Source organism: Sphingobacterium sp. CZ-UAM, from assembly GCF_002000245.1.
GTDB lineage: Bacteria > Bacteroidota > Bacteroidia > Sphingobacteriales > Sphingobacteriaceae > Sphingobacterium.
This window is the reverse complement of sequence record NZ_MTCM01000001.1, coordinates 314,656-338,035: the sequence shown is the minus strand read 5'-3', so window position 1 is coordinate 338,035 and position 23,380 is coordinate 314,656. Positions and strand designations below refer to the sequence as shown.

Genomic DNA, 23,380 nt, shown 5'->3' with positions numbered 1-23,380 from the left:
CAGCAAAACGCGGCTTAAAAAAGGGCTTACTTAAAAGAAATTGCTTTTATCGGACTAATCTTAGTGATCAACATTGAAGGAATAAACAAGGAAACCATCCCTATAAATACCACAGCAAGATTAACTAAAATAACGTCAGACCAGTAGAGTTTTACAGCCACATAGGAGATATAGTAGGTCTGCTCATCCAGTTTGAAAAAATGGGTATAATCCTGAAGAAAATAAAAGCTCAAGCCGATCAGGTTTCCGATCAGCAAGCCAAGACCGATGAGGTACAGTGCGCTATACATAAATACCCGCCGTATACCCGCATTATGGTAACCTAAAGCTTTCAAAATACCAATCATGGATGTCCGCTCAAGGATGGTAATCAGTAAAGCTGAAATCATATTGATAATCGCTACTACAGTCATCAATACAAAAATAATTTTGGTATTCATATCCAACAGATCCAACCATTGGAAAATGTCAGGCACCTGATCTTTGATATTGATTGCCTGCATATCAATGGGTAACATGTCTTCTATTTTACGGGTTGTCTCCTGCAGCTGGCTGAAATTCTTGATTCGGATCTCATAGCCACCGACCTCATTGTCATCCAGATTGCTTAATTTCCGAATGACATTCAAAGATCCAATGACATAAACTTTATCAAGTTCCTCGGACCCCGTATTAAAAATTCCCTTAATGACAAACTTGCGCTTACGGATTGGCTCCTGAACGAAATACATAATAAAGTCGTCCCCCACTTTCAATAATAGGCGATCTGCCAGATATTTTGAAATTAGTATCTGATTATCTTTATTTTCAGATTTAAAGTCTATGGTATTCCCTTCAAGCAGCATATTTTTTATGGGCTGCTGATCGTACAGCGAATCAATTCCTTTTAAAACCACACCTTCCACTTCGTCATTCACATTGATAATCCCCGCTTTTGTTGCAAATGGATTAATGGAATACACTTCCGGATCTGCCAATATAGCTTTATGAAGTTGGGGTGTCAGGGCGATAGGTGAATTTTCATACGATTTATTGAGATCATAACGCAGGACCAATACATCCGCAAAAAAGCCGCGTTGTTTGCTAATGATCTCCCCCTTAAATCCCCGCAGAACCGCAATAGATATGATGATGGCAGCGATGGCTAACGCAATTGCACCTATCGTAACGCGGACGATCAACTTGGAGAAAGTCCGTTTACCTGAGAATGCTATTCGATTTGCTAAAAAATAAGGAAAATTCAAGCTTTCAATATATTTATGTAACTTCGCAAAGTTATAAAAATTTGTTATTTACAAAACTTTAATAGCAAATTATTAGCGCTTTCGCAGATGATTTTTATCATCCCAATGATTTATTTGATTTTAAGGAATTTACAAAACACAGACCTCTTATGCGTATTATTTTCATGGGCACCCCTGACTTTGCTGTTGCTTCCCTTGAAGCGCTCATTCAATCTGGCGAGCAAGTCGTTGCTGTAGTCACCGTACCGGATAAGCCAGCGGGTCGTGGGCAAAAAATACATGAATCCGCCGTTAAAATATATGCAGCACAACATCATATTCCGGTTCTCCAGCCGGTCAAACTCCGGGATGAGGCCTTTCTAGCTGAGCTCAAAAGTTATCAAGCGGACCTTCAGGTCGTAGTAGCATTCCGTATGCTACCTGAAGTTGTCTGGAATATGCCAAGATACGGCACTATTAATGTCCATGCCTCCTTACTCCCTCAATACCGGGGGGCGGCTCCGATCAATCATGCGATTATGAACGGTGAGCAGGAATCTGGGGTAACCACCTTTTTGTTGCAGCATGAAATCGATACGGGAAATATATTACTCGCCGAAAAAGTTGCCATTAGTGATACGGATACTGCCGGAGACCTTCACGACAATTTGATGCATGCTGGAGCTAACACCTTACTTCGTACCCTACAGGAGTTGAAAGCGGGGAATCTGCAACCTAAAAGTCAAGACGACATCGCGCCAAACGAGCCGTTGAAACATGCACCAAAAATTTTTAAAGAAGATTGCAAAATCAATTGGGACCAACCCACAAACGTTGTTTATAACTTTATACGCGGACTTAGCCCCTATCCAACGGCGTTCACGCTATTAAATGATAAAGTACTAAAAATATACAAGACAGAAAAAGAGCAAAGAGCTACTGATGCTGCTCCGGGAACGATAGAGACGGACCAAAAAAACTATTTAAAGTTTGCAACACAGGATGGCTATATCAGTGTAACGGAACTTCAATTGGAAGGCAAGAAAAAGATGAATATAGTAGACTTTTTAAAAGGCTATAGATTCTAATTTTTTTCATCGCCACCATCGTAATATTGCAACAAGTCACCAGGCTGGCAGTCTAGCGCCTTACATATTGCTTCAAGTGTATCTAATCGCAGTGCCTTAGCCTTTTGATTTTTTATGATTGAAAGATTAGAAAGGGTGATCCCCACACTGTCGCTCAATTGGTTAAGCGACATTTTTTTTTCTTTCATTATTTTATCCAAATGAATTAAGATTGGCATATTATAATTTTTATTCCTTTAAATTTATTTACTGTCTCTTGTAAAACAAAACATATATCTTTTTGTTTTATCATAAAATTATCATTTTAAAATAAATTCGAAGAATACGTTTTACGTAACATATCTGATATCATTAGATAAATTACTTGAGAATATAAAAAAATAAAATTTGTTAGCGCTTTAAATATCAATCAGTTGAATATTACGACCGCAATTGAGGAAGAAAAACAATTTTAAATGGAATAGTTTTTGATAATGTAAAATGAAGGTTCGCAAAAGCATAACTCATTATAGATGAGAGGTTAGATAATCCATTTTCCATTAATAATTCAAAAATTTTTCGTATTTTCGCAAACATTTCTTAGAGAGGAGAATTAATAAAAATTAATGAGACAGCTCAAAATTACACAATCTATCACCAATCGTGAGTCCCAGTCTTTGGACAAATACTTACACGAAATTGGTAAAGTAGACTTAATTACAGCAGAAGAAGAAGTAGAATTAGCACAGCGCATCCGCGAAGGCGACCAAGTTGCCTTGGAAAAATTGACTAAAACCAACCTTCGTTTCGTAGTATCAGTAGCAAAACAATATCAAAATCAAGGATTGACCTTAGGTGATTTAATCAATGAAGGCAACCTGGGCTTAATTAAAGCGGCTAAACGTTTTGACGAAACTAAGGGTTTTAAATTTATTTCTTATGCCGTTTGGTGGATTCGCCAATCTATTCTTCAAGCAATTGCTGAACAATCACGTATCGTACGTCTGCCATTGAACCAAGTAGGTTCTTTAAGCAAAATCAGTAAAGCTTTCTCAAAACTAGAACAAGAATACGAGCGGGAACCATCTCCAGAAGAATTGGCAGATATCCTTGAAACTACAGTTGACAAAGTTTCGGATACTTTAAGTAATTCTGGACGTCATGTATCTATGGATGCACCTTTTGTCCAAGGTGAAGAAAATACACTCTTGGATGTATTGGAAAACCATGATCCAGATACCGATAGTTCTCTAATTGATGAATCTCTATCAGAAGAAATCAAGCGATCATTGGCAACTTTAACAGAAAGAGAACGCGAAATTATTGTTCTTTTCTTTGGATTAGGATCCAACCACCAACTGTCGCTCGAAGAAATCGGTGAGAAATTCAATTTGACACGTGAACGCGTGCGTCAAATTAAAGACAAAGCTCTTCAACGTTTGAGACACACTTCTAGAAGCAAAATCTTAAAATCTTATTTAGGTTAAAAAGATATTTATTGAAATTTTTGGTAATCCCAATCAGAGATGATTGGGATTTTTTGTTTGCAATAAGGGCTGTTTACCTTTAGCAAACAGCCCTAGCCCACATTGATAGCTGATCAATGCGCTTTGCTATTTTGTATCCGGCATTAAGATAAATTCGAAAAGCCGGTCTTTCTTCAGATACTTCGCAGCAACGTCCTGTACCGATTTAGGCGTAACTTTATTCAAGTTTTCCATCCGACGGGTATATCTGTTGATATCCAATTCGTTTTGATAAGAACTGGAAATATAATTCAACCAATAGCCATTTTCACGCAAGCTTAGTTCATTCTGTCTTTTTTGTTCGGCCACAAATTTTTCAATATCCACTTTGTCCGCCCCCTGATCCTGAATCTTTTTCACCTCATCCAGCGCAGAACTAATCAATGGATCAGCTTTATCAACTGCTGAGCCAAAACCGACTGAAAACGAATAGCGTGCCTTAGGTAATTTACTGAAGCTAGCCCGGGCACCGACACCATAAACACCGCCTTCTTTTTCACGCAAACGTTCGAGCAATTTGATCGTCAATATACTTTCTAAAGCTTCCATATTGACATTTTCGCTTTCGCTGTAACTGTAATCTCCATAGTAGGCCAACTGGGTGCTTGCTTTTTCCTCCTTGCCTTTGTGAACAACCACACGCTGTCCTTTAGTCGGCTCCAGAATATTCAAATCTTTGTAATTTTCTCCGCGTTTGATCGCAGGCAGGGAAGCAAGATAAGTTTCAATAAAGGGTTTAATCTGTGCTTCATCAAATGATCCTACAATAGTAAATACAAAATCAGAGGCATCTGCAAATCGCTCTTTATAAATTGCCAGCGCGCGCTCACGGTCAATTTTTGAAAGTGTTTCCACAGTAGTGTTTTGTCTGCGGATATTATTCCCATAGAGCACTTCCTTCACTTTATCCGAAAAAACATTATTTGGGTTGCTTAATCTATTTTCCAACGACCCTTTTGCTCTTGTCATCGTGCTTTGGAAAACATCGATATCCAAACGGGGTTCCGTAAAATAGCCATAAATTAATTCAAAAGCGTTTTTCAGGCCCTCTTTGTCCGTACTTCCCGAAATACCCTCATAGCGTTCAGAAATATAGGGTGAAATTGAGACTTCTTTTCCAGCAAGGTATTTTGTCAGCTCCACATTGTTCATTTGCCCAACTCCGCTCGCATCGACCAATGAGGATGCATTCGAAGCTGAGAAATAGTCAGTGTCGGCATAAAGCGAAGTTCCTCCAGGACTATAAGCCATAATCTGGATTTCGTCGTTTTTAAAGTCTGTAGGTTTTAAAATCACCTTCACGCCATTGCTCAATACCAATTCTTTTGCCTGAACAGCACTAATATCCTTTGAAGACAGGATCGTTCCTTTAGTAGGTTCTTTGGAAAGCAAAGGAAGATTAGAAACCTTGTCCTCGTAAGCAGACACCGGACTATCTTCGACGGCTTTTACCCATCCCAAAACGGTTTGTTCTGTAGGTAGGTTTGCCTTTTCCTTTTCTGGCCCCATAATCAAGATATCACGATTTAAATCGGTATAATATTTCTTGATCAGACCATTCACTTCTTCCAGTTTCAAGGTTGGCAACAACTGTTTCGTTAGGCGATAAGATGCTTCATTGCTCAAAGCCGGTTCATTGTCGATAAAATAGTTCAGATACCGATTGACATAGTTATCCGATTTTTTCTTATCCCGTTCGATATAAGCTGTTTCATTTCCCTTCTTCATATCAGCAAGCGCACGATCCAGTTCTGTCTGCGTAAAACCGTATTTTTGGATACGTTCAAATTCCGTCAACATGGCCTTAAATCCAGACTCCAGTTCACCTGGCTTAGGTACAACCAATAAAGAGAAGGTATTTAAATTAGAGACAAAATCACCAATGCTACCACCGGCTTGCATAAAAGGTGGATTCGGCTGCTGCATCAGCTCAGAGAAACGACCAGCAATCATCTGGTTGAAAATATTTTTGAGTAGTTCATTACGGTAGTCTCCTACAGTCACGACCTTGTCTTTTTCATTTTTGATCAAGATCTGTGCGACGGTATAAGGTAACTCTGGATCCGAAATCGTCAAAAATTGATTCTTATTCAATAAATCAACCCGATACTCTTTGCGTGGCAGCACCTTTTTCGGCATTGTCATGTCCGAAAATAACACTTTCACTTTTTCCTCAATTGCTTTGGGATCAATATCACCTACAACAATAAGCGCCTGCAAATCCGGGCGGTACCAATCCTGATGAAATTTACGTATTTCAGTATAGGGAAAGGTTTTTAAAATTTCTTCGGTACCAATAGGCAGACGTTTTGAATAAAGGGAGCCGTTAAGCAGCATTGGGAAATACTGATCTTGCAGACGTTGTTGTACCCCTCTTCCACCGCGCTTCTCTTCCAAGATAACACCACGTTCTTTGTCAATTTCCTCACCATCCAATAGCGCATCCTGTGCCCAATCACGCATGACCTGTAATCCATTTTTCAGTAATTCCGGATCATCGGATGGAATAGGTAATTGATAGACCGTCTGATCAAAGCTCGTGTAGGCATTCAGATCCGAACCAAATCTTACACCAGCTTTCTGAAGGTAATTGACAAGTTCGTTTTTTGGAAAATGCTTCAAGCCATTAAAGTTCATGTGCTCCAAAAAGTGCGCCAGTCCCAACTGCTTTTCGTTTTCTAGGATTGACCCCGCCTTCATACCCAAATACATAGTAACTCGCCCCTTAGGCTCGGTGTTTTTGCGGATAAAATATGTAAATCCATTTTTCAGTTTACCGGTGACAACTTCATTGTCGAAAGGTAACTTTTGATTTAAGGCCAAACTATCCTGCGATAGAATAGCCCTGGCATGTGCTGTTAAAGTAGTGGGCATTTTTGCCTCTACGCCGTAAAATGTAGCCGGAAGCAAAAAGGCTAATGCAAGTGGTTTAATGAATTTCATACAAATGAATCTCTTTTTTTAGTCGGTTATTTTTTGCTAATTGTTTATATTAGGGTAAACGGAACTGGAGACCAATTGTCCCGATAAATGGTAAAATACAGATAAAATAATATTATTAATATCCCCTACGGGATCGAGCGTCTCTTTACTATTGCTCATGGTTTGTAAAACAAGTCTAAAAATACAGAATATCTTTCGAAAAGAACAATAGTTAATTGTAATTTTGTTGCAAATGGATTTCAGCAACTGGCAGGTCATTAAAAAAGAATTCGAACGATTTCTAAAGTTCGAACGGGGTTTGAGCATTAATTCGATCGAGGCTTACCTCAATGATGTTTCTAAATTCCAAATCTATTGCGAGGACAACGGGCTCGCTTTAAATAAAATCGTACGGAAGGATATTCAGGATTTTCTGCAATGGTTACAGGAATTCAATATCTCACCATTCACACAATCCCGTTTAATATCCGGGCTAAAAACCTTTTTTAGCTTTCTAGTCATTGAACATGACCTAGATAATAATCCAACTGAATTGCTGCAAGCACCACGCTTAGCGCGGAAACTCCCCAGCGTACTGAGTATCCATGAGATTGATCAACTGATAGCAGCTATAGATCTTTCTTCGACGGAGGGACAGCGCAATAAAACAATTATTGAAGTTTTATATGGCTGCGGATTGCGTGTGTCTGAACTCGTCAATCTCAAGATCTCCAATTTGTTTCTCGACGTAGAATTTATCAAAGTGGAAGGTAAAGGTAGCAAAGAACGACTGATTCCGATTGGACAACAGGCGATCAAACATCTCCGGCTATATTTGGATTCGGTTAGACCCCATATTAAGATCAAAAATGGAAATGAAGATATTGTGTTTCTGAACAGACGAGGTTCGGCTTTGTCCAGGGTGATGATCTTTCTGATCATTAAGGAACTTGCTCAAAAAATTGGACTACAAAAGATCATCAGTCCGCACACCTTTAGGCATAGTTTCGCCTCTCACCTGGTTGAAGGTGGGGCAGATTTACGGGCTGTACAGGATATGCTGGGACATGAAAGTATTACGACAACCGAAATATATACACACATTGATCGGGATTATCTTCACTCCATCATTACACAATACCATCCCAGGTCTTAATCTTCTCTGGAGTGAGCAAGTCAATAGACCGTTATAAAATGCTTGTCAAGTCGTGCAGAATGTTTTTTAAGTCCTAAGCTCAATAAAATTTGGAGTACGATAACGCGTCTGAGTAATAGTTTAGCATAGCTTCAACGCAACATTGCATACATATTACTAATAGACAAAAAGTTAGCCTAGAAAAGCGGAATGTACAAATTATAAAAGCAGCGAAGTCAAAAACCGGGAGCGATATGCACTCGAAATTCGCCGTTCAAAAGATTAAATTTTATAGCAAAGATTATTTGTAAGATCTAGAAAATAGTATATCTTTGCGACACGTTCCCGTAGTTCAATGGATAGAATTTCAGATTCCGGTTCTGACGATGTGGGTTCGACCCCCGCCGGGAACACAAGAGGAGACACTTCATTGAAGTTGTCTCCTTTTTTATGACAAGAAAAACTGTTAACTAAACTATTAAAATATTTTGATTCTGCCGCCCCCATTTTTAAACGAATATACTAACAAAACTCGTATAAGCGTTGGGTTTTACAGTGCATATCTCATTTGAGGACAGATTTGGCTCGTTCTTACTATATAAAGTTGCCAATCAATATAAAACACTCTGTTCAATGTTATTTAGGGTTTATCCATACAACTGTCCGTATCCGAACAAAAAACGTACGATATTGAACGCCGGAAGCTTGAACAACAATACAACTTATTGATTAAAAAATAGTTAACTAATTGGCATATCTCTTGAAATACCTCATAAGAAAGCTAAGATGATTCATGATCGGATTCTAAATCCATTATCATGCATCAAAAATCTAATAGCTCTAACCAAAAATCTAAAACGAAATGAATAATATAATCTTAAAAAACAGCGTAAGACATCTACTTAGAAATAAGCTTTATACATTCTTGAATGTTTTAGGATTGAGTATAGGCATAAGTGCGTGTTGGGTGATTTACAAATTTGTAAGTTATGAACTGAGTTTCGAGAATAAAATAGAAAATAAGGAGCATACTTATAGATTGATAAGTCGATTTGGGGAAAAAGGTGAATTTAGCTTTACTGGAGGTATATCCACTCCCATTTATTTTTATATGAAAGAAGAATTGGTCGGAGTAAAGCGAGTTGTTCCAGTATTTAAGCGTTTTACAAAAAGTGTAAGGGTACCAATAAACCAACAAAATGAGGGCAAAAAGGAAAATTTTGATTTGACTAATCAAAGCATTATTAATACCGAAGGGAATTATTTTGACATGGTCTCTTATAAATGGCTCGCCGGTGATAAAAAAACAGCATTGAATAATCCTTCCAAAGTAGTATTAACCGATAAGCGGGCGAAATATTATTTCCCTAATACTTCTTATGAGAATATTTTGGGTAGGACATTGATCTATGACGATAGTATACAAGTGGCAGTATCCGGTGTAATAAAAACATTGGATTTTCCAACGGAATTTAAAGGTGAAGAATTCCTACTATTGAATAAATCTAAGTTTGATTTAAGTTTGGGGAATTGGACAAATACTAATAGCACGGATATGGTATATTTTCAAACCAACAACACCGAAGAGGCAAATGCCGCTTTAGCTAGAATACAGAAAAAAGTTTCAGACAATTGGAATCTATTCAATCAGGAGAACAAAATTAATTTTACATATAACCGCCAAATAGAGAAATTACCCCTTTTAGAGTCCCATTTTGCTACGGATGTAAAAGATAATGGTATTAATAAAACCAGTAAGAATGTAATTTATGGACTTATTGGTACAGCTATATTCTTATTGATTTTAGCATGTATAAACTATATTAACCTCACTACGTCCCAAATACCTCAACGGTCAAAAGAAATTGGTATTCGCAAAACCCTTGGAAGTAAGGCTAAGCATCTGATTCTCCAGATGATGCTAGAAACAGTTGTTGTAGTATTATTTGCAATTATTTTATCAAGTGTAATATCTTATGTTGCAATAGACGCTTTACGGGATTTCTTTACTCAAGACAGCGTAGAATTTCTGAATCCAGTTAGCTTTATCGTATTCCTGGGAATTGTTTTGATCTCTACTACCCTACTGGCTGGACTTTATCCTTCCTGGATTATTACCACAGTAAATGCAGTTAGTATTTTTAGAGGTAAGGGCGAAGTGAAAATAGCTAATGATAAAATCACCCTTAGAAAAATACTGATCGTTTTTCAATTTGTCGTAGCACAAATATTCATCGTATCAGCATTGATTATTGGGAAACAAATGAGCTTTACCATTCATAAAGAATTGGGATTCAATAAAGATGCCGTCATTACGACAGACATTCCTTATAAATTATGGAATTCTGAAAATTATAACACTAAAAGAAAAACATTGGTTGAAGAACTAAGAAAGATTTCTGGAATAAAGCATGTTAGCCTAGGTCAAAAACCAATGGAAGATCAGGTAGCTTCTACAGTTTTTAATCACATTATACCGGGAATTAAAGAACCAGAGATGCAGCGGATATTCTTAAAATCCGTAGATACTGCTTATTTGAAGCTATATGATTTAGAATTGATCGCTGGTCAAAATCTATTGCCATCTGACACGATAAATTCTTTTGTAATCAATGAAAGTGCAGTTAAAACATTCGGGTTTCAGTCACCTGAGGATGCCATTGGTAAGATTATAGGACAGGGAAATAGAAGGTTCCCAATTATGGGTGTGGTAAAAGACTTTCATATCAGCAATTTCTATACTGTTATTGAACCTATGGCATTGAGAAGTTTTATGGGGAATGTCAATACCATCAACATTAAATTTGATGCCGGTAAAAGCGAACAATTTCCGGAATTATTTAGGCAGATAAGTGACAAATGGAACCAATTCTTTCCGAAAGAGGAATTTAATTACAGGTTTTATGATGAAAGTATTGCCGATCTTTATAAAAAGGAACAGCAGCTTCTAAAGTTGACGAATATCAGTACTGCCCTAGCAATTTTGATCAGTTGTTTAGGTCTATTTGGATTAGCAACAATCATCGCCTACCAGCGAAGCAAGGAAATCGGTATACGCAAAGTGTTGGGGGCTTCTATTTCGAGTATAGTCAACTTACTATCTAAGGATTTTGTGAAAATGGTATTTATTGCTATTCTTGTTGCTGCTCCCATAGTTTGGTGGGCAACTAATAAATGGCTCCAGGATTTCGCATATAAAATAGACGTAAATTGGATACCGTTTACTATGGGAGGTACAATTGGCATATTAGCTGCACTATTGACAGTATGCTACCAAGCATTCAAAGCCGCAAAAACAAACCCAGTAGATAGCCTTAGGGATGAGTAGATACATAAGCGACTAATTATTCGCACAATAAAAAAAAATCACGCTTGATTTTTCTTTTTTTTAAAAATACGCTTCAAAGTTGTTTTCAAGTTACAGCCATTTTATATTTTTGGAAAATATAGATTAACATTTTCTATGAAAAACAGCATCATGCAAATTCAAGAAGGTATTTATTCGATTAGATGACTTAATGAGGACAAGCATTAAACTTAAAATCACTGCTCTAGGTATATCCAATATCTTGAAAGAAAATAAAGTGATCCGTTTAGAGCATCACCATACATACGTAAAAAAACTAATGAAGAGATTAGCACAATTTATCATTCCTATCAGCATCACAGTTTCAAGTTGCAGCGTATTCCAAAAAAATAGTAAAAAAGAGTTTAACGATGGCTTCTATACACAAAATATAGATGGCGTAAAGCAAAAAGTCTATATTGATGTTGCCGATGAAACTATTCGGATCCACCCATCAAAGCCCAAGGAAAATGGCCAATTTAGCATTGATACATGCAACGTATATCAATTTCAAAAGAATGTATTGAAAGCGAACTCCGAACAGTCTGCTTCATTCAGTAAACCGTCTTTCGATATTGATTTTTTGACGATCCCTCTAAAATTTCGCCCTGCACAAACCGGAGTTCCTATGCAGTTAAATACAAACTTGAACGGGGCTGGTTATTTCGGATACAGACGGGACAAATACATAATCAATTACACAACAAATCCACTTGGTGTATCCGATAGAAGCATTAATCATTTAGGTTTTTCATTTGGCGCTTTCACAGGTCTTGGAAATTCTTCGCTATCCCCTACAACGACAAATAACGCCATTCAACAAGAATATGAAGGTGTTGTTTGGAGCAAAGGATTTGCAGGAATTTTTGCTGTCAATAATTTCACTGTTGGAATGGCATTGGGTTTCGATCATCTATTGGATGGCAATCGTTCCACCTGGATTTATCAAAATAAACTCTGGTATGGACTTGCTTTTGGCCTCAACTTAAATTAAAGTTGCTGCAGTAATGCCGTTAACATCGATTTCGAATTCCTTAAATACCATCGGTTTTGACGATGATACCGACACGATAACAGGCTTTCCGCTCATCATTTCGCGCGTCCCTATATTGTCCTCAATTCCATTGTATTATTTACAATCACACTTTTAGTTTTATAGGAACGATTATTGGGTCTATCACGGGGCCTCCAGAAGCGATATTTTTTGCATAATAAATCGGTAAAAAAGCTCTTACTGAATCCATTACCTACATTCTAGACAGAGGAAATTTCTACCGCAAGATGAAGAATCTTGGTATCCTTAACAATAAAATTCCTCGTCAAGCTTACAAAAAGCCTTTTTGCAACAATTTATGCTGCGATGCCGTAAATAAGTTTCGAAACAAAATATTGATTTCATTGTCAGCCGTCGCACCCGAAATTCCGGTATGGGGATAGAGTTTATTTACATTGGACAAAATGATCTCTACAAAATCCCGACTTTCTATCGCTATGCGCTCATATAATGCAGTGTTATCAGTCCCATTCTTGATATTATTCCAAGAACAAGCTGCCAAATCCAAGATTTTATGCGTCCTATCTATATAATCCTGCTGCATTTCGTCCAACTTCCGAAAAGCAGCTTTACTTTCAAGAATCTCCCATTTCCCCTGATTGGACCTCAATACAAATAACTTCTCAATCAGATCCATAAACCGCTGATACATCCCCATAAAATTGACCAGTAAGGTCAACTCCGCAAATGGTATAAAAGGATATTGATAAAGCAGATCTGTATACGTACTTTTCTTTGCATCAATAGAAAAAGACCGGTTCTCATCCACACATATATTGTCCAGCGAAAAAGAATGCGAGGCTGTCGCTTCCAGGCCAAATGTATCCCAATCGTAATGAATTAGCACCTGTTCGCGATCGACAAAAAAAGACTTCACCAGGGGATTTCCATCCTCGTCCAGTATGGGCTGACCTTTCTCCTGAATATAAGCATTCAACGTAAAATGCGTCAAGTGAGGTGCTCCAGTAGCATATTTCCACAGCCCCTTCAGACGATAAGATGTACGCTCACGTTCGGCGACACCAGCAATCTGCCCACTCCCCCCAAAACATACCTGTTTTGAAGCGAAAATATCCCGTCCCACCAGCTGATCAATAAAACCGACAAAAAGATTGGCACCTGCACATAAAGTTACTGTCCACGCCAATCCGCCATCCCAATAGGCCAGCTCCTTCAAAAGGGAAAGCCCATTGACCAAATCCAGGCCTAAGCCGTTCAATGATTGTGGTACCCAAATTTTAAACCACTTGTTATCATAAATCAACGCTAACTGCTCCCTAGACAAACTTTTCTGTTGGATGCCTTTCATTTGCTGATCCCTTAGTACAGCGATAGTCGCATCACTCAGTTGCATATTTCTTTTCATTACTTAATATTCTCCGCCAATTAAAATAGCCACTAAAAGCCATCACAAATAAAAATAAGGTTAAACCAGCATATAGGAATAAACCTTTGTGCATAAGCAAAGGAATTGCCATCAGGTTACTGATGTTCAATAAAATCCAATTTTCAATTTTGCGCTTCGCCAACAACCACATCCCAGCCCAAGCTGTACAGGAAACAAAAGAGTCCCAAACAGGAACGTCCGAATCGGTTAAATGAACCAGACCAAAGTAGAATGATAGAAAGCCCGCTATACAGATAATACCAACAATCCACCAATCTCCAGCTGTATTGCGGCTGATTGGGACAACACGGTCACTGCTATATTTCCAATAGATCCAACCATAGATGCTCATTACCAAATAATAAACATGGAGCAGGATCTCCGCATATAGTTTGGCATGGAATAAGACATAAACCGATATAATGATACCTATTATCCCAAAGAGATAATTGATCGATTTATTTTGTCTTGAAAACCAAACCTGCAAAATGCCAAAACATACCCCCAGCCACTCAGCTAGGCTAGCTTGTTGTATTTGCTGGATTAAAGCATCAAAAATTGTATCAGAAGTCATTCAATTGTTTATTATTTCTTATATTATATAATAAACTTAGGCGGGTAAAAACAGCTGTTTTTATTGAAATTAAAATCCCTACGCCAGCATTATCCGGATCAGGTATATAAAAGCGATTGTACAAGGTTGCACAATCGCTTTTATTGGGTATAATCTCAGCCTTCGATGACAATGCATCCAAAGCACCCCATAAGTATATTTTGTAAATCGAAATTAATCGATATCAATTAATTTCAACGCTTTATGCGTGCGTATACGCGTCTCCCTACAAAGCTCAGCGTCATCGTTTAATGATTTGCCATGGGAAGGAATCATCTCCCGTAGTTTCTTGCGGTATTCATCTGATTTAGCACGTTCAGGGAAGCATTTCTTCAATAAGCTAATCATGATCGCCACTGAAGTAGATGCCCCTGGAGAAGCACCCAATAGCGCCGCAATAGAACCGTCTGCACTCGAAACCACTTCTGTACCAAACTCTAAAATCCCGCCTTTCTTCTCATCCTTTTTAATCACCTGAACACGTTGACCGGCTTTTTCAATAACCCAGTCTTCCAATTTAGCAGTTGGCATAAATTGCTTCAGAGACTCTAATTTATCTTTAGGAGATTTCATGACCTCAGTAATCAGATACTTGGTCAAAGGCAAGTTATCAAGTCCTGCCGATAACATCGGACGGATATTGGATAATTTGATCGATGCAGGTAAGTCAAAATAAGATCCCTGTTTTAGGAATTTGGTAGAGAAACCAGCATAGGGGCCAAAAAGTAAGGCTTGCTTGCCATCAATATACCGGGTATCCAGATGCGGTACCGACATCGGTGGCGCGCCGACAGATGCCTTACCATAAACTTTAGCATGATGTGTATTGATAATCTCTTCGTTTACACATCTCAACCATTGACCTCCTACAGGAAATCCACCGTAACCTTTTGCTTCTGGGATACCAGATTTCTCTAGTAATAATAAGGAGTGGCCTCCAGCGCCGATAAAAACAAATTTCGCTTTTAGCTCTCTCTTCACCCCGGTTTTCAAATCCTTCACTTCGATTTCCCAACGTCCATCGTCTTCGCGTTCGATATCGACAACTTCGTGGTTTAGGGATATTGAAATATTTTCTTTTTTTGCCAGGTTATTAATCAAATCACGCGTCAATGAACCGAAATTCACATCAGTACCGAGGTCCATCTTGGTTGCAGCAATTTTCTCTCCTGCATCCCTTCCTTCCATCATCAAAGGAATCCAGGATTTTAACAACTCAGGATCTTCGGTATATTCCATTCCCTTGAACAAGGTCTGGGTATTCATTGTCTCCCATCTTGTCTTTAGAAATTTCACATCTTTTTCACCAAAAACAGCACTCATATGTGGAATGCTGCGGATAAAATTCTCCGGTTGGGCGATAATACCTTTATCAACCAAGTATGACCAAAACTGCTTCGATACTTCAAATTGTTCGGCAATTTTAACCGCTTTATCAACCTTTACCGAACCATCTTTTTGCTCCGGTGTATAGTTTAATTCGCACAAGGCCGAGTGACCTGTACCAGCATTATTCCAAGCGTCAGAACTCTCAGCCGCCACAACATCCAAACGCTCAAGAATTTCAATATTAACGTCTGGGCTTAATTCATTGATTAGAGTCCCCAAAGTAGCACTCATAATACCGGCGCCGATCAGAACAACGTCAACTTCTTTATTTGATTTTTTGCTCATGTTTTTGTGATTGATGCAAATTTAATATAGTTTTTGGTAAACCCCCAAGCCTTTTGTCAAAAAACTGTACTTTTTAGAAGCACTTATTCAAAAATACCATTGATTTATTAAAATAATCCTAAGTATAAAGGAAATGCAACTTTTCAGGTTTTCGAAGCCCTTACTCAGGATATTGTTGATCGATACGGCTGTAAATAGCCCGAAATAAGACAAATATCCGAGCTTTTTAAATCGTTATTTATCGAAAGATTTTGTGTTATAATATAGTTTTAACATTTTTGCAAAAACATCAACGAATAACTTTACACTCTTATATGAAATTACTTGAAGGAAAAATTGCTTTGGTAACTGGAGCATCAAAAGGAATTGGAAGAAAAATTGCTGAAGTGTTTGCACAGCACGGCGCCAATGTCGCTTTCACTTACCTTTCGTCTGTAGAAAAGGGACAAGCGCTGGAAAAAGAGCTTCAAGCCTACGGAACAAAAGTAATTGGCTACCGCTCTGACGCTTCAAAATTTGAAGAAGCAGAACAGTTAATCAATGCAATCGTTGCGGATTTTGGAAGTCTGGATATCGTCGTCAACAATGCCGGCATCACAAAAGATGGCCTGTTAATGCGTATGACAGAAGAAAGCTGGGATGATGTCCTAAATGTCAACTTGAAATCCGTATTCAATGTTACAAAAGCTGCTTCAAAAATAATGATGAAAAACCGTAATGGTTCATTTATCAATATGTCTTCTGTTGTTGGCGTCCAAGGTAATGCTGGTCAATCAAATTATGCAGCTTCCAAAGCAGGTATTATAGGCTTCACCAAGTCCATTGCAAAAGAACTAGGTTCACGCAACATCCGTGCGAACGTGGTCGCACCTGGATTTATCCGTACGGAAATGACAGATATATTAGATCCTAAAGTAATCGCTTCCTGGGAAGCCGGAATTCCGTTAAAACGCGCCGGATCTCCCGAAGATGTAGCCAACGCATGTCTCTACCTAGCCTCTGATTTATCCGCATATGTGACTGGACAGGTTCTTCCTGTTGACGGCGGTATGTTGTAAGATATAGCAAACACTGGTGTCCAAAAATCGATACCAGTGTTTTCTCTATTATCCCGAATAGCAGAATTCGCCAGCAGGCTCTTTTACATTATTCCGACGCTAGAGCTTACGCTTTCCTACCCAATATTTCCAAATTTTAGCTAATTTTGTCCATCAAAATTTAAATGTTATGACGAATTGGGCAGATTTTTTTGCAATTCAAACAGAAGATGATTTTAATCAACAATGTTTAGAAACTTATCGCTTCCAGCTGCTGCATTGTCAGGTCTACCGCGACTATGTTTCGCTGATAGGCAAAGAAAAAAATCAAGTCCAACATTATAGTGAGATCCCTTTCATGCCGATAGAATTTTTCAAAACACAAAGAGTACTGGCAGCCGGAATGGATCCCCAAATTATATTTTCAAGCTCGGGTACAACAGGTATGGTCACATCCAAACATCTTGTTGCTGATCTGTCCATCTATGAGCAGACTTTTCGACGTATATTCGAAGACTTCTATGGTCCAATTACAGATATCGCTGTTTTAGCCCTACTCCCATCCTATCTCGAAAGAAGCGGTTCTTCGCTGATCTATATGATCGACGACCTGATGAAACAGAGTAAACAGGCAGAGAGTAATTATTTTCTATACAATCATCAGGAACTATACAATACGCTTGTTCAATTAAAAGAAAAGGGAACGAAAACCATCCTTTTTGGTGTCACTTATGCCTTGCTTGATTTTATTGAACAATATGCTCTTGAATTTCCAGAGCTGATTATCATGGAAACCGGCGGAATGAAAGGTAAACGTAAAGAAATGGTCAAAGAGGAAATTCACCAGTTGCTTCAGGACGCTTTTAAGGTCAATGGAATTCACTCTGAATATGGTATGACTGAATTGCTGTCTCAAGGATACTCCTGTGGTCAGGGCATTTTCCATCTTCCGAAATGGATGAGAATATTAATCCGTGATACAAATGATCCTTTGAGCTTAATTTCTTCCAACAGAACAGGAGGAATCAATGTCATCGACTTAGCCAACCGCTATTCGTGCGCATTTATAGCCACACAAGATTTAGGAAAAGTGTATGCCGATGGTTCATTTGAGATCTTGGGCCGTTTTGATCAAAGCGATATTAGAGGCTGTAATTTATTGGTTCAATAAAATAAAAAGCCCCATAATAAATTTATAGAGCTCTCTTTGCCTGTGCTATCTTGTATAGCGGTCATGGAATCTGTCTGCTATCTCAGGCTTGGATCTTCAAACGTATTTCCAGCGCGCATATCCCCCGAATCATATCCTTTTTTGAACCAGGCCATACGCTGCGCTGAAGTTCCATGCGTAAAGGATTCTGGCACGGCATACCCCTGGGCAGCTGTCTGCAACTTATCATCCCCCACAGCTTCTGCGGCTTTCATACCGTCTACGATATCGTTATAATCTATTTTTATGTCGGTATATTCATTGAGATAATGCGCCCATACACCAGCATAGAAATCAGCTTGAAGCTCGGTCATCACTGAAATCTTGTTATTTTCGCGTTCACTTAATTTCCCGCGGGCTTGATTGGTTTTAGGTAATAAGCCCACCAATTGTTGAATATGGTGCCCAACCTCGTGTGCAATAACATAGGCCATTGCAAATTCACCTTTCGCACCGAATTTATCAGAAAGTTCACGGCTAAATGTCAGGTCCAAATAGATTTTTTGGTCTCCGGGACAATAAAACGGTCCATAGGAAGCCTGTCCCATCCCGCAACCATCTGTTTGCGTACCACCATCGTAAAAAACCAATGTGGTCGGCGTATAGTTATGCTGCATCTGCTCCTTAAATAGTTTAGCCCAGACATCTTCCGTGCTCTGCAACACGGTCAAAGAAAACTCCGTCAGCCTTTTTTCCTCAGGATTCAGTTCGCGAGGCTGTCCAGACTGTTCGGTTTGCCCCCCCATATTCTGTGCCTGTTGCAACAGCTGCATGGGATCTCCACCCATCAAAAAACCAATAACTAATACAATAATCCCGCCTATACCGCCCAATGCTAGCTTTCCACCACCTGACATTCCCCGACGATCCTCAAAATTGCCACTTTGTTTACCTCCTTGCCATTTCATATGATTTATCTATTTATTCCAGTTAATAATTTTTTCCAATATCGTTAGCGTACAAATTCAGTACCAATATAACTAGCTTGCCTTATTTTTTTTAGTGTAAAACCAGCTTTATTTTATCAGCTACAGCTTTCTACGATTTATATTCTTATTTTTGGGCTTTTATAGAAACAGATATGAAATTAGAAGAACAATTACTAGCGCGGGCTGGCGGAAAATGTGAACTAACAGGCATTGCTGCGGATTTAATCACCTATACATTACCACCTGAAACCAGTTCGACTTTGGATAACAGCCTACTGATTTCAACAACATTGGCCAACCAGCTCAATAAAACCGAGCAACTAAACCCTGAGGACTGGAAATTTCTACCCAATGCCATGTGGTCTGAAAATCCTGCCGTACAGATTGTTTGTTGGCGAATGCTAAATCGTTTGAAAAATGAAGGCTGGGCCTCCGAGGCGCTGGATATCCTTTATCTTGACGATGAAACATTGGCCGAAGCAAAGAAAACAGGAGATCACGAAAATGATGGTTACGTGTCGTTTCATGAAGACAGTATCGGTCAACGATTATTGGAAGGTGATACTGTCGTATTGACCAAAACATTAGATGTAAAAGGCTCTTCACTCAAAGTAACCTTGGGGACTGTGGTTAAAAATATCCGCTTAGTAGCCGATAATATTGAACAGATCGAAGGAAAAATTGAAGGTCAAACAATTGTTATATTGACCAAATATCTACGCAAACAAAATTAAGGAGAGAATTTTTCCGCTATAAAAATCTAGCCCTAAACCAGTAATCTTATACTACTGATTTAGGGCTAGATTAATTATGTAAACTCCCTATTGTGGATAATTGCGCATAAACTCAAAGCGATAGTTCGGATGCTGTTTAAGACTGTCAATTAAATCTGACAGTAATTTCTGTCCTTTTTTGGTTTGGTACATATTATCATGGGTCAACAGTACAACATTATTTTTTGTGTAGGATGTGCCTTTGCGAAGTAAGTTTTTCATCTGTGTATACAGCTGGTTAACTGATAAATCGGGCTTACCAGTTACACCATTGATCTTCCATTCACAGTCCCAGCCCATCACTTTATAACCATTTTGATGTAACAATTCCGCTGTAGATGCACCACTTTTTAGATCAACTTTTTTACGATCCCCTACATACCAGATATTTCTTCCCGGAAGCCTAACGATTTTATGCTGCAAGCCTAGAGATTGTTCTGCTAATTCAAAATCTTCAAATGCCGTCACTGGATTTGAGTAAAATGTAGTATACTTATCATGAGCATGCCAGTAACTATGATTGTAGCAATCGACCAACGGATTATTTTTATAACGTTCCGTATAGCTATGCATTTTTTTACTCATCTTGTCATGAGCGCCAATCAAAAATGCGTTGATTTTAATACCTTTCGCCGTTGCGATAGAATCTAAATATTGACTACCGTTAAGCGGGCCGTCATCGAAAGTAAGGTAAATATACCGCGGCGAAACTGAGTCCGTCAATAAAACTGTGGTATCTTTAGCACCAGTATAGGAAACATCTGCCTCCATCTTGGTAATGGAATCTTTACGTAGCGAATCCACTTTTGTAATGGAATCCTGCACAACAATTAGACTATCTCTCCTGTGCTGCACGGAATCGACAGTAACACCCTTTTCTCCTTTTTTACCGCTGTTTTGATTACAAGACTGCAACCCCAAGCCAACTATCCCCAAGCCCATCCATAGAAAGCTTGATTTAAATACTTTTCTCATTACAAAAATTAACCTATACGACACATGCGATCTTTTGCGTGCAAAAGATCTTTTTTTTAAAGTCATGCAACATTCCTCTATCACAAAATTAAGATAATTTTTCAGGAATTAGCGATGCAACAAAAAAAGGCACCTATCTTTTGGACAGGTACCTTTCAATTAAACGATTAAGATACTTAAAACAGACAGATCCGATTAATCTCTATGTCTCCCTCCATGCCTGTGTTCATGTCTATCTTCATATCCGCGTCCATGCCATCTTCCCTTATCGCCATGTCTTCTGCTTTCTCCCCAGGAACGTTCGCGTCTTACGCTACGCTCGCTTGCAAAGGAATATCCGCCATGCCCATGGTGGCTATCCCGGATAGTAACCTGTCTGCCACGTAAGCGCCCATATCTGCTTCTGTAACGGTCATGATGATGCCAAGGGGTACGATCGTTGATCACTACTTTATGCGCCCTATAAAAATCATAATGCCGATATCTTCTTGGTAAACTCGACCTTCTTATCCAGCCACCATTATCATAGTAGACATAACATCGCGCTGGCACATCATAATACATGTTGTATTCAGGCATGTAATAATAACGGGCGTAATCATAACCCGCTGGCCCCCAACTGGGCTGACTCCCAATATTCACGCTGATACTGACCTGTGCTTCAGCCGTTCCAGCTACAAAAAGCCCGGCAATGATAGCAGCGGTGTAAAACATTTTTTTCATAAGTAGCTCCTCCCTTAGTTTTGTAATTTCTTCTTTACAATACGACAACAAACTGTATGCAAAAGATTAAATGATAAATGTTAATTTTTGTTAACAAAAACTTAATCTATTCAGCACGAATAGTTTAGTTTTAATTTCGCAATGCATTACAGGGAAACTTTTTAGGATACAAATTGTTCAACCATTAATACTTTTCATACTTTAATTAAACTTTAGCATGAATACTTACACTATTGGAATCATCGTCGGTAGCTTAAGGAAACAATCCTATAACAAAAAAATAGCTGCTTTTATCTGTGAACAACCGGCCAACAAGTTTAACTATCGCGTGATCGAAATTGGGGATCTCCCCCTTTACAACCAGGATTTCGATGATGAAGGCAACCCGCCTGAAAGTTATGTCCGGTTTCGGAAGGAAATCGCTTCGCTGGACGCAGTACTTTTCATCAGCCCTGAATACAACCGCTCCATACCGGCTGTCCTAAAAAATGCTATAGACGTGGGATCTCGACCTTATGGCAAAAATAAATGGGATGGAAAGCCGGGTGCAATTATTAGCTCTTCGACGGGAGTCTATGGTGGTTTCGGCGCAAATCATCATATCCGACAGGCTTTGGTATTCGTCAATATTTACCCCATGCAGCAGCCCGAAGCATATCTCGGAAGTATCAAAGATTCCATCGGAGAAAACGGCAAGGTCGAATTGCAAAAAACAATAGACTTTCTACTTAGCTTCAAAAAAGCTTTTGAACACTGGATCATCAGAATTGTGCATACAAAAGGCCAGGATTAATTTAAATGGAATGAGCCCGGTGGAATATCGAGCTCATTATATCAAATACACTGCGTAAATTAGTCCAACTTTTTGAGGTCAGTCCAATCCTGGCCTTTTGTCTTTATTATTTACTTCGTACAACCTTAATTTTGCTCCTCATTTGCATCGTAATTCCAGCTTAACAGTTTGTCCTGCAATATGCGTGAGATCTTATTGAAATAGCGTTTTTGCTTATATCCCATCACCCATTGCACCCCCTGTACCGCATTTGTACAAAAAATTTCATCTGCCCTTTTCATGATCTCGGGGCTGATCTGCGCCTCCACCACTTCAATCCCTTCAGCCCTCGCCATATCCATGACAACACGGCGCATAACCCCTTCGATACAGCCTTCTGAAAGTGCCGGTGTGTACAATATTTTTTCGTAATACACGAAGATGTTTGATGTTAGTGACTCACAAAGGTAGCCTTCCTGATTTAAGATCAATACATCATCAAATGCCATTTTTTTCTTATAAATACCCGCCAACACATAAATTTGAGCGTTGAGCGATTTGATTTTAGATAAATCACTATAAGGCTTTTTGAATTCACTATATAAGCCCACAATCAGGCCGACTTTCTTATCCCTCAGGTTGGGTTCTATGCGTTGTACCTGTAAAACAAATCCCGGTTTATTTGTGCTTGGACTATAGAGTCCACCACCGGTCCGGAAGACAATCAGACGAATGCGAACCTGTTGGCCCAGCATATTATTCTTACGGATCAATTCCTCCGATCTTGAACGGATAAAAAATTCGTCGAAAAGATTCGCATCATCCAGGTGAATCAATTCCATCCCCTGCTGTAAACGCGCTACATGGAAATTCAGAAAACGGATGTCACCGTCTTTATACAACATAGTTTCAAACAATCCATCACCATAGCGAAAGCCTCTATTTTCTATGCTAAATATTTCCTGTTCTTCCGGCACTACATTGCCATTATAATTGATATAGTTTGTCGGCATC

19 protein-coding genes, 1 tRNA gene and 1 riboswitch are annotated in these 23,380 nt (G+C 38.8%); of the genes, 10 read left to right on the top strand and 10 right to left on the bottom strand.

Annotated elements, in window-relative coordinates; genetic code table 11:
* Nucleotides 1-26 precede the first annotated feature (26 nt).
* Nucleotides 27-1,244 carry an ABC transporter permease gene (locus BWD42_RS01375; protein WP_077432686.1) on the bottom strand — a complete coding sequence of 406 codons (1,218 nt, stop codon included), beginning with the start codon at nucleotides 1,242-1,244 and terminating at the stop codon, nucleotides 27-29.
* A gap of 149 nt (nucleotides 1,245-1,393) precedes the next feature.
* Between BWD42_RS01375 and fmt the strand changes: the two genes are divergently transcribed.
* Nucleotides 1,394-2,311 (top strand): methionyl-tRNA formyltransferase, encoded by a 918-nt coding sequence (gene fmt / locus BWD42_RS01370; RefSeq protein ID WP_077432685.1) that lies wholly within the window; start codon nucleotides 1,394-1,396, stop codon nucleotides 2,309-2,311.
* Here fmt and BWD42_RS01365 read toward each other — a convergent pair.
* On the bottom strand, nucleotides 2,308-2,529 hold the full coding sequence (locus BWD42_RS01365; protein WP_077432684.1) for a helix-turn-helix domain-containing protein: 222 nt from the start codon (nucleotides 2,527-2,529) through the stop codon (nucleotides 2,308-2,310). The two genes, fmt and BWD42_RS01365, sit on opposite strands and share 4 nt — an antisense overlap.
* A gap of 387 nt (nucleotides 2,530-2,916) precedes the next feature.
* On the opposite strand from BWD42_RS01365, the gene BWD42_RS01360 reads away from it, so the two are divergent.
* Nucleotides 2,917-3,777: an RNA polymerase sigma factor RpoD/SigA gene (locus BWD42_RS01360; protein ID WP_028068906.1), complete on the top strand. Its 861-nt coding sequence runs from the start codon at nucleotides 2,917-2,919 to the stop codon at nucleotides 3,775-3,777.
* Between the two features lie 126 nt (nucleotides 3,778-3,903).
* Here the strand turns inward: BWD42_RS01360 and BWD42_RS01355 are convergent, their stop codons facing one another.
* Nucleotides 3,904-6,759: a M16 family metallopeptidase gene (locus BWD42_RS01355; RefSeq protein WP_077432683.1), complete on the bottom strand. Its 2,856-nt coding sequence runs from the start codon at nucleotides 6,757-6,759 to the stop codon at nucleotides 3,904-3,906.
* Between the two features lie 232 nt (nucleotides 6,760-6,991).
* On the opposite strand from BWD42_RS01355, the gene xerD reads away from it, so the two are divergent.
* The 4 genes from xerD to BWD42_RS01335 all read left to right on the top strand — a co-directional run bounded on the left by xerD (nucleotide 6,992) and on the right by BWD42_RS01335 (nucleotide 12,213).
* Nucleotides 6,992-7,894 (top strand): site-specific tyrosine recombinase XerD, encoded by a 903-nt coding sequence (gene xerD, locus BWD42_RS01350; protein WP_077432682.1) that lies wholly within the window; start codon nucleotides 6,992-6,994, stop codon nucleotides 7,892-7,894.
* 320 nt (nucleotides 7,895-8,214) lie between these two features.
* Nucleotides 8,215-8,286, top strand: a tRNA-Arg gene (locus tag BWD42_RS01345).
* A 449-nt stretch (nucleotides 8,287-8,735) separates the two neighbouring features.
* Entirely contained in the window at nucleotides 8,736-11,201 is a 2,466-nt protein-coding gene (locus BWD42_RS01340) for an ABC transporter permease (RefSeq protein WP_077432681.1), read from the top strand.
* A 298-nt stretch (nucleotides 11,202-11,499) separates the two neighbouring features.
* Nucleotides 11,500-12,213, top strand: coding sequence for a hypothetical protein (locus BWD42_RS01335; protein ID WP_139350978.1), 714 nt, complete (start codon nucleotides 11,500-11,502; stop codon nucleotides 12,211-12,213).
* Nucleotides 12,214-12,544: 331 nt separating this feature from the next.
* Here the strand turns inward: BWD42_RS01335 and BWD42_RS01330 are convergent, their stop codons facing one another.
* From BWD42_RS01330 to BWD42_RS01320, 3 genes are all read right to left on the bottom strand, one after another.
* Complete coding sequence (locus BWD42_RS01330) at nucleotides 12,545-13,639, bottom strand: hypothetical protein (protein WP_077432679.1); 1,095 nt, start codon at nucleotides 13,637-13,639, stop codon at nucleotides 12,545-12,547.
* Nucleotides 13,614-14,234: a nicotinamide riboside transporter PnuC gene (gene pnuC, locus BWD42_RS01325; protein ID WP_077432678.1), complete on the bottom strand. Its 621-nt coding sequence runs from the start codon at nucleotides 14,232-14,234 to the stop codon at nucleotides 13,614-13,616. Before pnuC ends, BWD42_RS01330 begins: the two co-directional genes overlap by 26 nt.
* Before the next feature lie 58 nt (nucleotides 14,235-14,292).
* Nucleotides 14,293-14,434, bottom strand: a riboswitch (TPP riboswitch).
* Nucleotides 14,435-14,447: 13 nt separating this feature from the next.
* Nucleotides 14,448-15,947 carry a malate:quinone oxidoreductase gene (locus BWD42_RS01320; RefSeq protein WP_077432677.1) on the bottom strand — a complete coding sequence of 500 codons (1,500 nt, stop codon included), beginning with the start codon at nucleotides 15,945-15,947 and terminating at the stop codon, nucleotides 14,448-14,450.
* 314 nt (nucleotides 15,948-16,261) lie between these two features.
* Here BWD42_RS01320 and fabG point away from each other — a divergent pair, with 314 nt between their 5' ends.
* Nucleotides 16,262-17,005: a 3-oxoacyl-[acyl-carrier-protein] reductase gene (fabG, locus tag BWD42_RS01315; RefSeq protein ID WP_077432676.1), complete on the top strand. Its 744-nt coding sequence runs from the start codon at nucleotides 16,262-16,264 to the stop codon at nucleotides 17,003-17,005.
* A gap of 169 nt (nucleotides 17,006-17,174) precedes the next feature.
* The gene (locus tag BWD42_RS01310) at nucleotides 17,175-18,155 is read left to right on the top strand and encodes an acyl transferase (RefSeq protein ID WP_077432675.1); all 981 of its coding nucleotides are present in this window, start codon (nucleotides 17,175-17,177) and stop codon (nucleotides 18,153-18,155) included.
* 77 nt (nucleotides 18,156-18,232) lie between these two features.
* Here BWD42_RS01310 and BWD42_RS01305 read toward each other — a convergent pair whose 3' ends face one another.
* Nucleotides 18,233-19,102, bottom strand: a complete 870-nt coding sequence (locus BWD42_RS01305; RefSeq protein ID WP_077432674.1) for a neutral zinc metallopeptidase — start codon at nucleotides 19,100-19,102, stop codon at nucleotides 18,233-18,235.
* A 173-nt stretch (nucleotides 19,103-19,275) separates the two neighbouring features.
* Here BWD42_RS01305 and BWD42_RS01300 point away from each other — a divergent pair, with 173 nt between their 5' ends.
* Nucleotides 19,276-19,857 (top strand): PhnA domain-containing protein, encoded by a 582-nt coding sequence (locus BWD42_RS01300; RefSeq protein ID WP_077432673.1) that lies wholly within the window; start codon nucleotides 19,276-19,278, stop codon nucleotides 19,855-19,857.
* A gap of 87 nt (nucleotides 19,858-19,944) precedes the next feature.
* On the opposite strand, the gene BWD42_RS01295 is transcribed toward BWD42_RS01300, so the two are convergent.
* Together BWD42_RS01295 and BWD42_RS01290 are read right to left on the bottom strand one after the other, a co-directional pair.
* Complete coding sequence (locus BWD42_RS01295; RefSeq protein WP_139350977.1) at nucleotides 19,945-20,871, bottom strand: polysaccharide deacetylase family protein; 927 nt, start codon at nucleotides 20,869-20,871, stop codon at nucleotides 19,945-19,947.
* 195 nt (nucleotides 20,872-21,066) lie between these two features.
* Nucleotides 21,067-21,594: a hypothetical protein gene (locus BWD42_RS01290; protein ID WP_217699977.1), complete on the bottom strand. Its 528-nt coding sequence runs from the start codon at nucleotides 21,592-21,594 to the stop codon at nucleotides 21,067-21,069.
* A gap of 217 nt (nucleotides 21,595-21,811) precedes the next feature.
* Between BWD42_RS01290 and BWD42_RS01285 the strand changes: the two genes are divergently transcribed.
* Nucleotides 21,812-22,387: an NADPH-dependent FMN reductase gene (locus tag BWD42_RS01285; RefSeq protein ID WP_077432671.1), complete on the top strand. Its 576-nt coding sequence runs from the start codon at nucleotides 21,812-21,814 to the stop codon at nucleotides 22,385-22,387.
* 125 nt (nucleotides 22,388-22,512) lie between these two features.
* Here the strand turns inward: BWD42_RS01285 and BWD42_RS01280 are convergent, their stop codons facing one another.
* Nucleotides 22,513-23,379, bottom strand: coding sequence for an aminotransferase class IV (locus BWD42_RS01280; RefSeq protein WP_077432670.1), 867 nt, complete (start codon nucleotides 23,377-23,379; stop codon nucleotides 22,513-22,515).
* Nucleotide 23,380: the final 1 nt, after the last annotated feature.

Coding starts and splice junctions, on each gene's coding strand:
- BWD42_RS01305 (WP_077432674.1), bottom strand. CDS start 19,102: ATGAAATGGCAAGGAGGTAAACAAAGTGGCAATTTTGAGGATCGTCGG.
- BWD42_RS01280 (WP_077432670.1), bottom strand. CDS start 23,379: ATGCCGACAAACTATATCAATTATAATGGCAATGTAGTGCCGGAAGAA.
- pnuC (WP_077432678.1), bottom strand. CDS start 14,234: ATGACTTCTGATACAATTTTTGATGCTTTAATCCAGCAAATACAACAA.
- BWD42_RS01340 (WP_077432681.1), top strand. CDS start 8,736: ATGAATAATATAATCTTAAAAAACAGCGTAAGACATCTACTTAGAAAT.
- BWD42_RS01295 (WP_139350977.1), bottom strand. CDS start 20,871: ATGAGAAAAGTATTTAAATCAAGCTTTCTATGGATGGGCTTGGGGATA.
- BWD42_RS01300 (WP_077432673.1), top strand. CDS start 19,276: ATGAAATTAGAAGAACAATTACTAGCGCGGGCTGGCGGAAAATGTGAA.
- BWD42_RS01335 (WP_139350978.1), top strand. CDS start 11,500: ATGAAGAGATTAGCACAATTTATCATTCCTATCAGCATCACAGTTTCA.
- BWD42_RS01310 (WP_077432675.1), top strand. CDS start 17,175: ATGACGAATTGGGCAGATTTTTTTGCAATTCAAACAGAAGATGATTTT.
- BWD42_RS01285 (WP_077432671.1), top strand. CDS start 21,812: ATGAATACTTACACTATTGGAATCATCGTCGGTAGCTTAAGGAAACAA.
- BWD42_RS01330 (WP_077432679.1), bottom strand. CDS start 13,639: ATGAAAAGAAATATGCAACTGAGTGATGCGACTATCGCTGTACTAAGG.
- BWD42_RS01360 (WP_028068906.1), top strand. CDS start 2,917: ATGAGACAGCTCAAAATTACACAATCTATCACCAATCGTGAGTCCCAG.
- xerD (WP_077432682.1), top strand. CDS start 6,992: ATGGATTTCAGCAACTGGCAGGTCATTAAAAAAGAATTCGAACGATTT.
- BWD42_RS01320 (WP_077432677.1), bottom strand. CDS start 15,947: ATGAGCAAAAAATCAAATAAAGAAGTTGACGTTGTTCTGATCGGCGCC.
- BWD42_RS01355 (WP_077432683.1), bottom strand. CDS start 6,759: ATGAAATTCATTAAACCACTTGCATTAGCCTTTTTGCTTCCGGCTACA.
- BWD42_RS01290 (WP_217699977.1), bottom strand. CDS start 21,594: ATGAAAAAAATGTTTTACACCGCTGCTATCATTGCCGGGCTTTTTGTA.
- BWD42_RS01365 (WP_077432684.1), bottom strand. CDS start 2,529: ATGCCAATCTTAATTCATTTGGATAAAATAATGAAAGAAAAAAAAATG.
- fabG (WP_077432676.1), top strand. CDS start 16,262: ATGAAATTACTTGAAGGAAAAATTGCTTTGGTAACTGGAGCATCAAAA.
- fmt (WP_077432685.1), top strand. CDS start 1,394: ATGCGTATTATTTTCATGGGCACCCCTGACTTTGCTGTTGCTTCCCTT.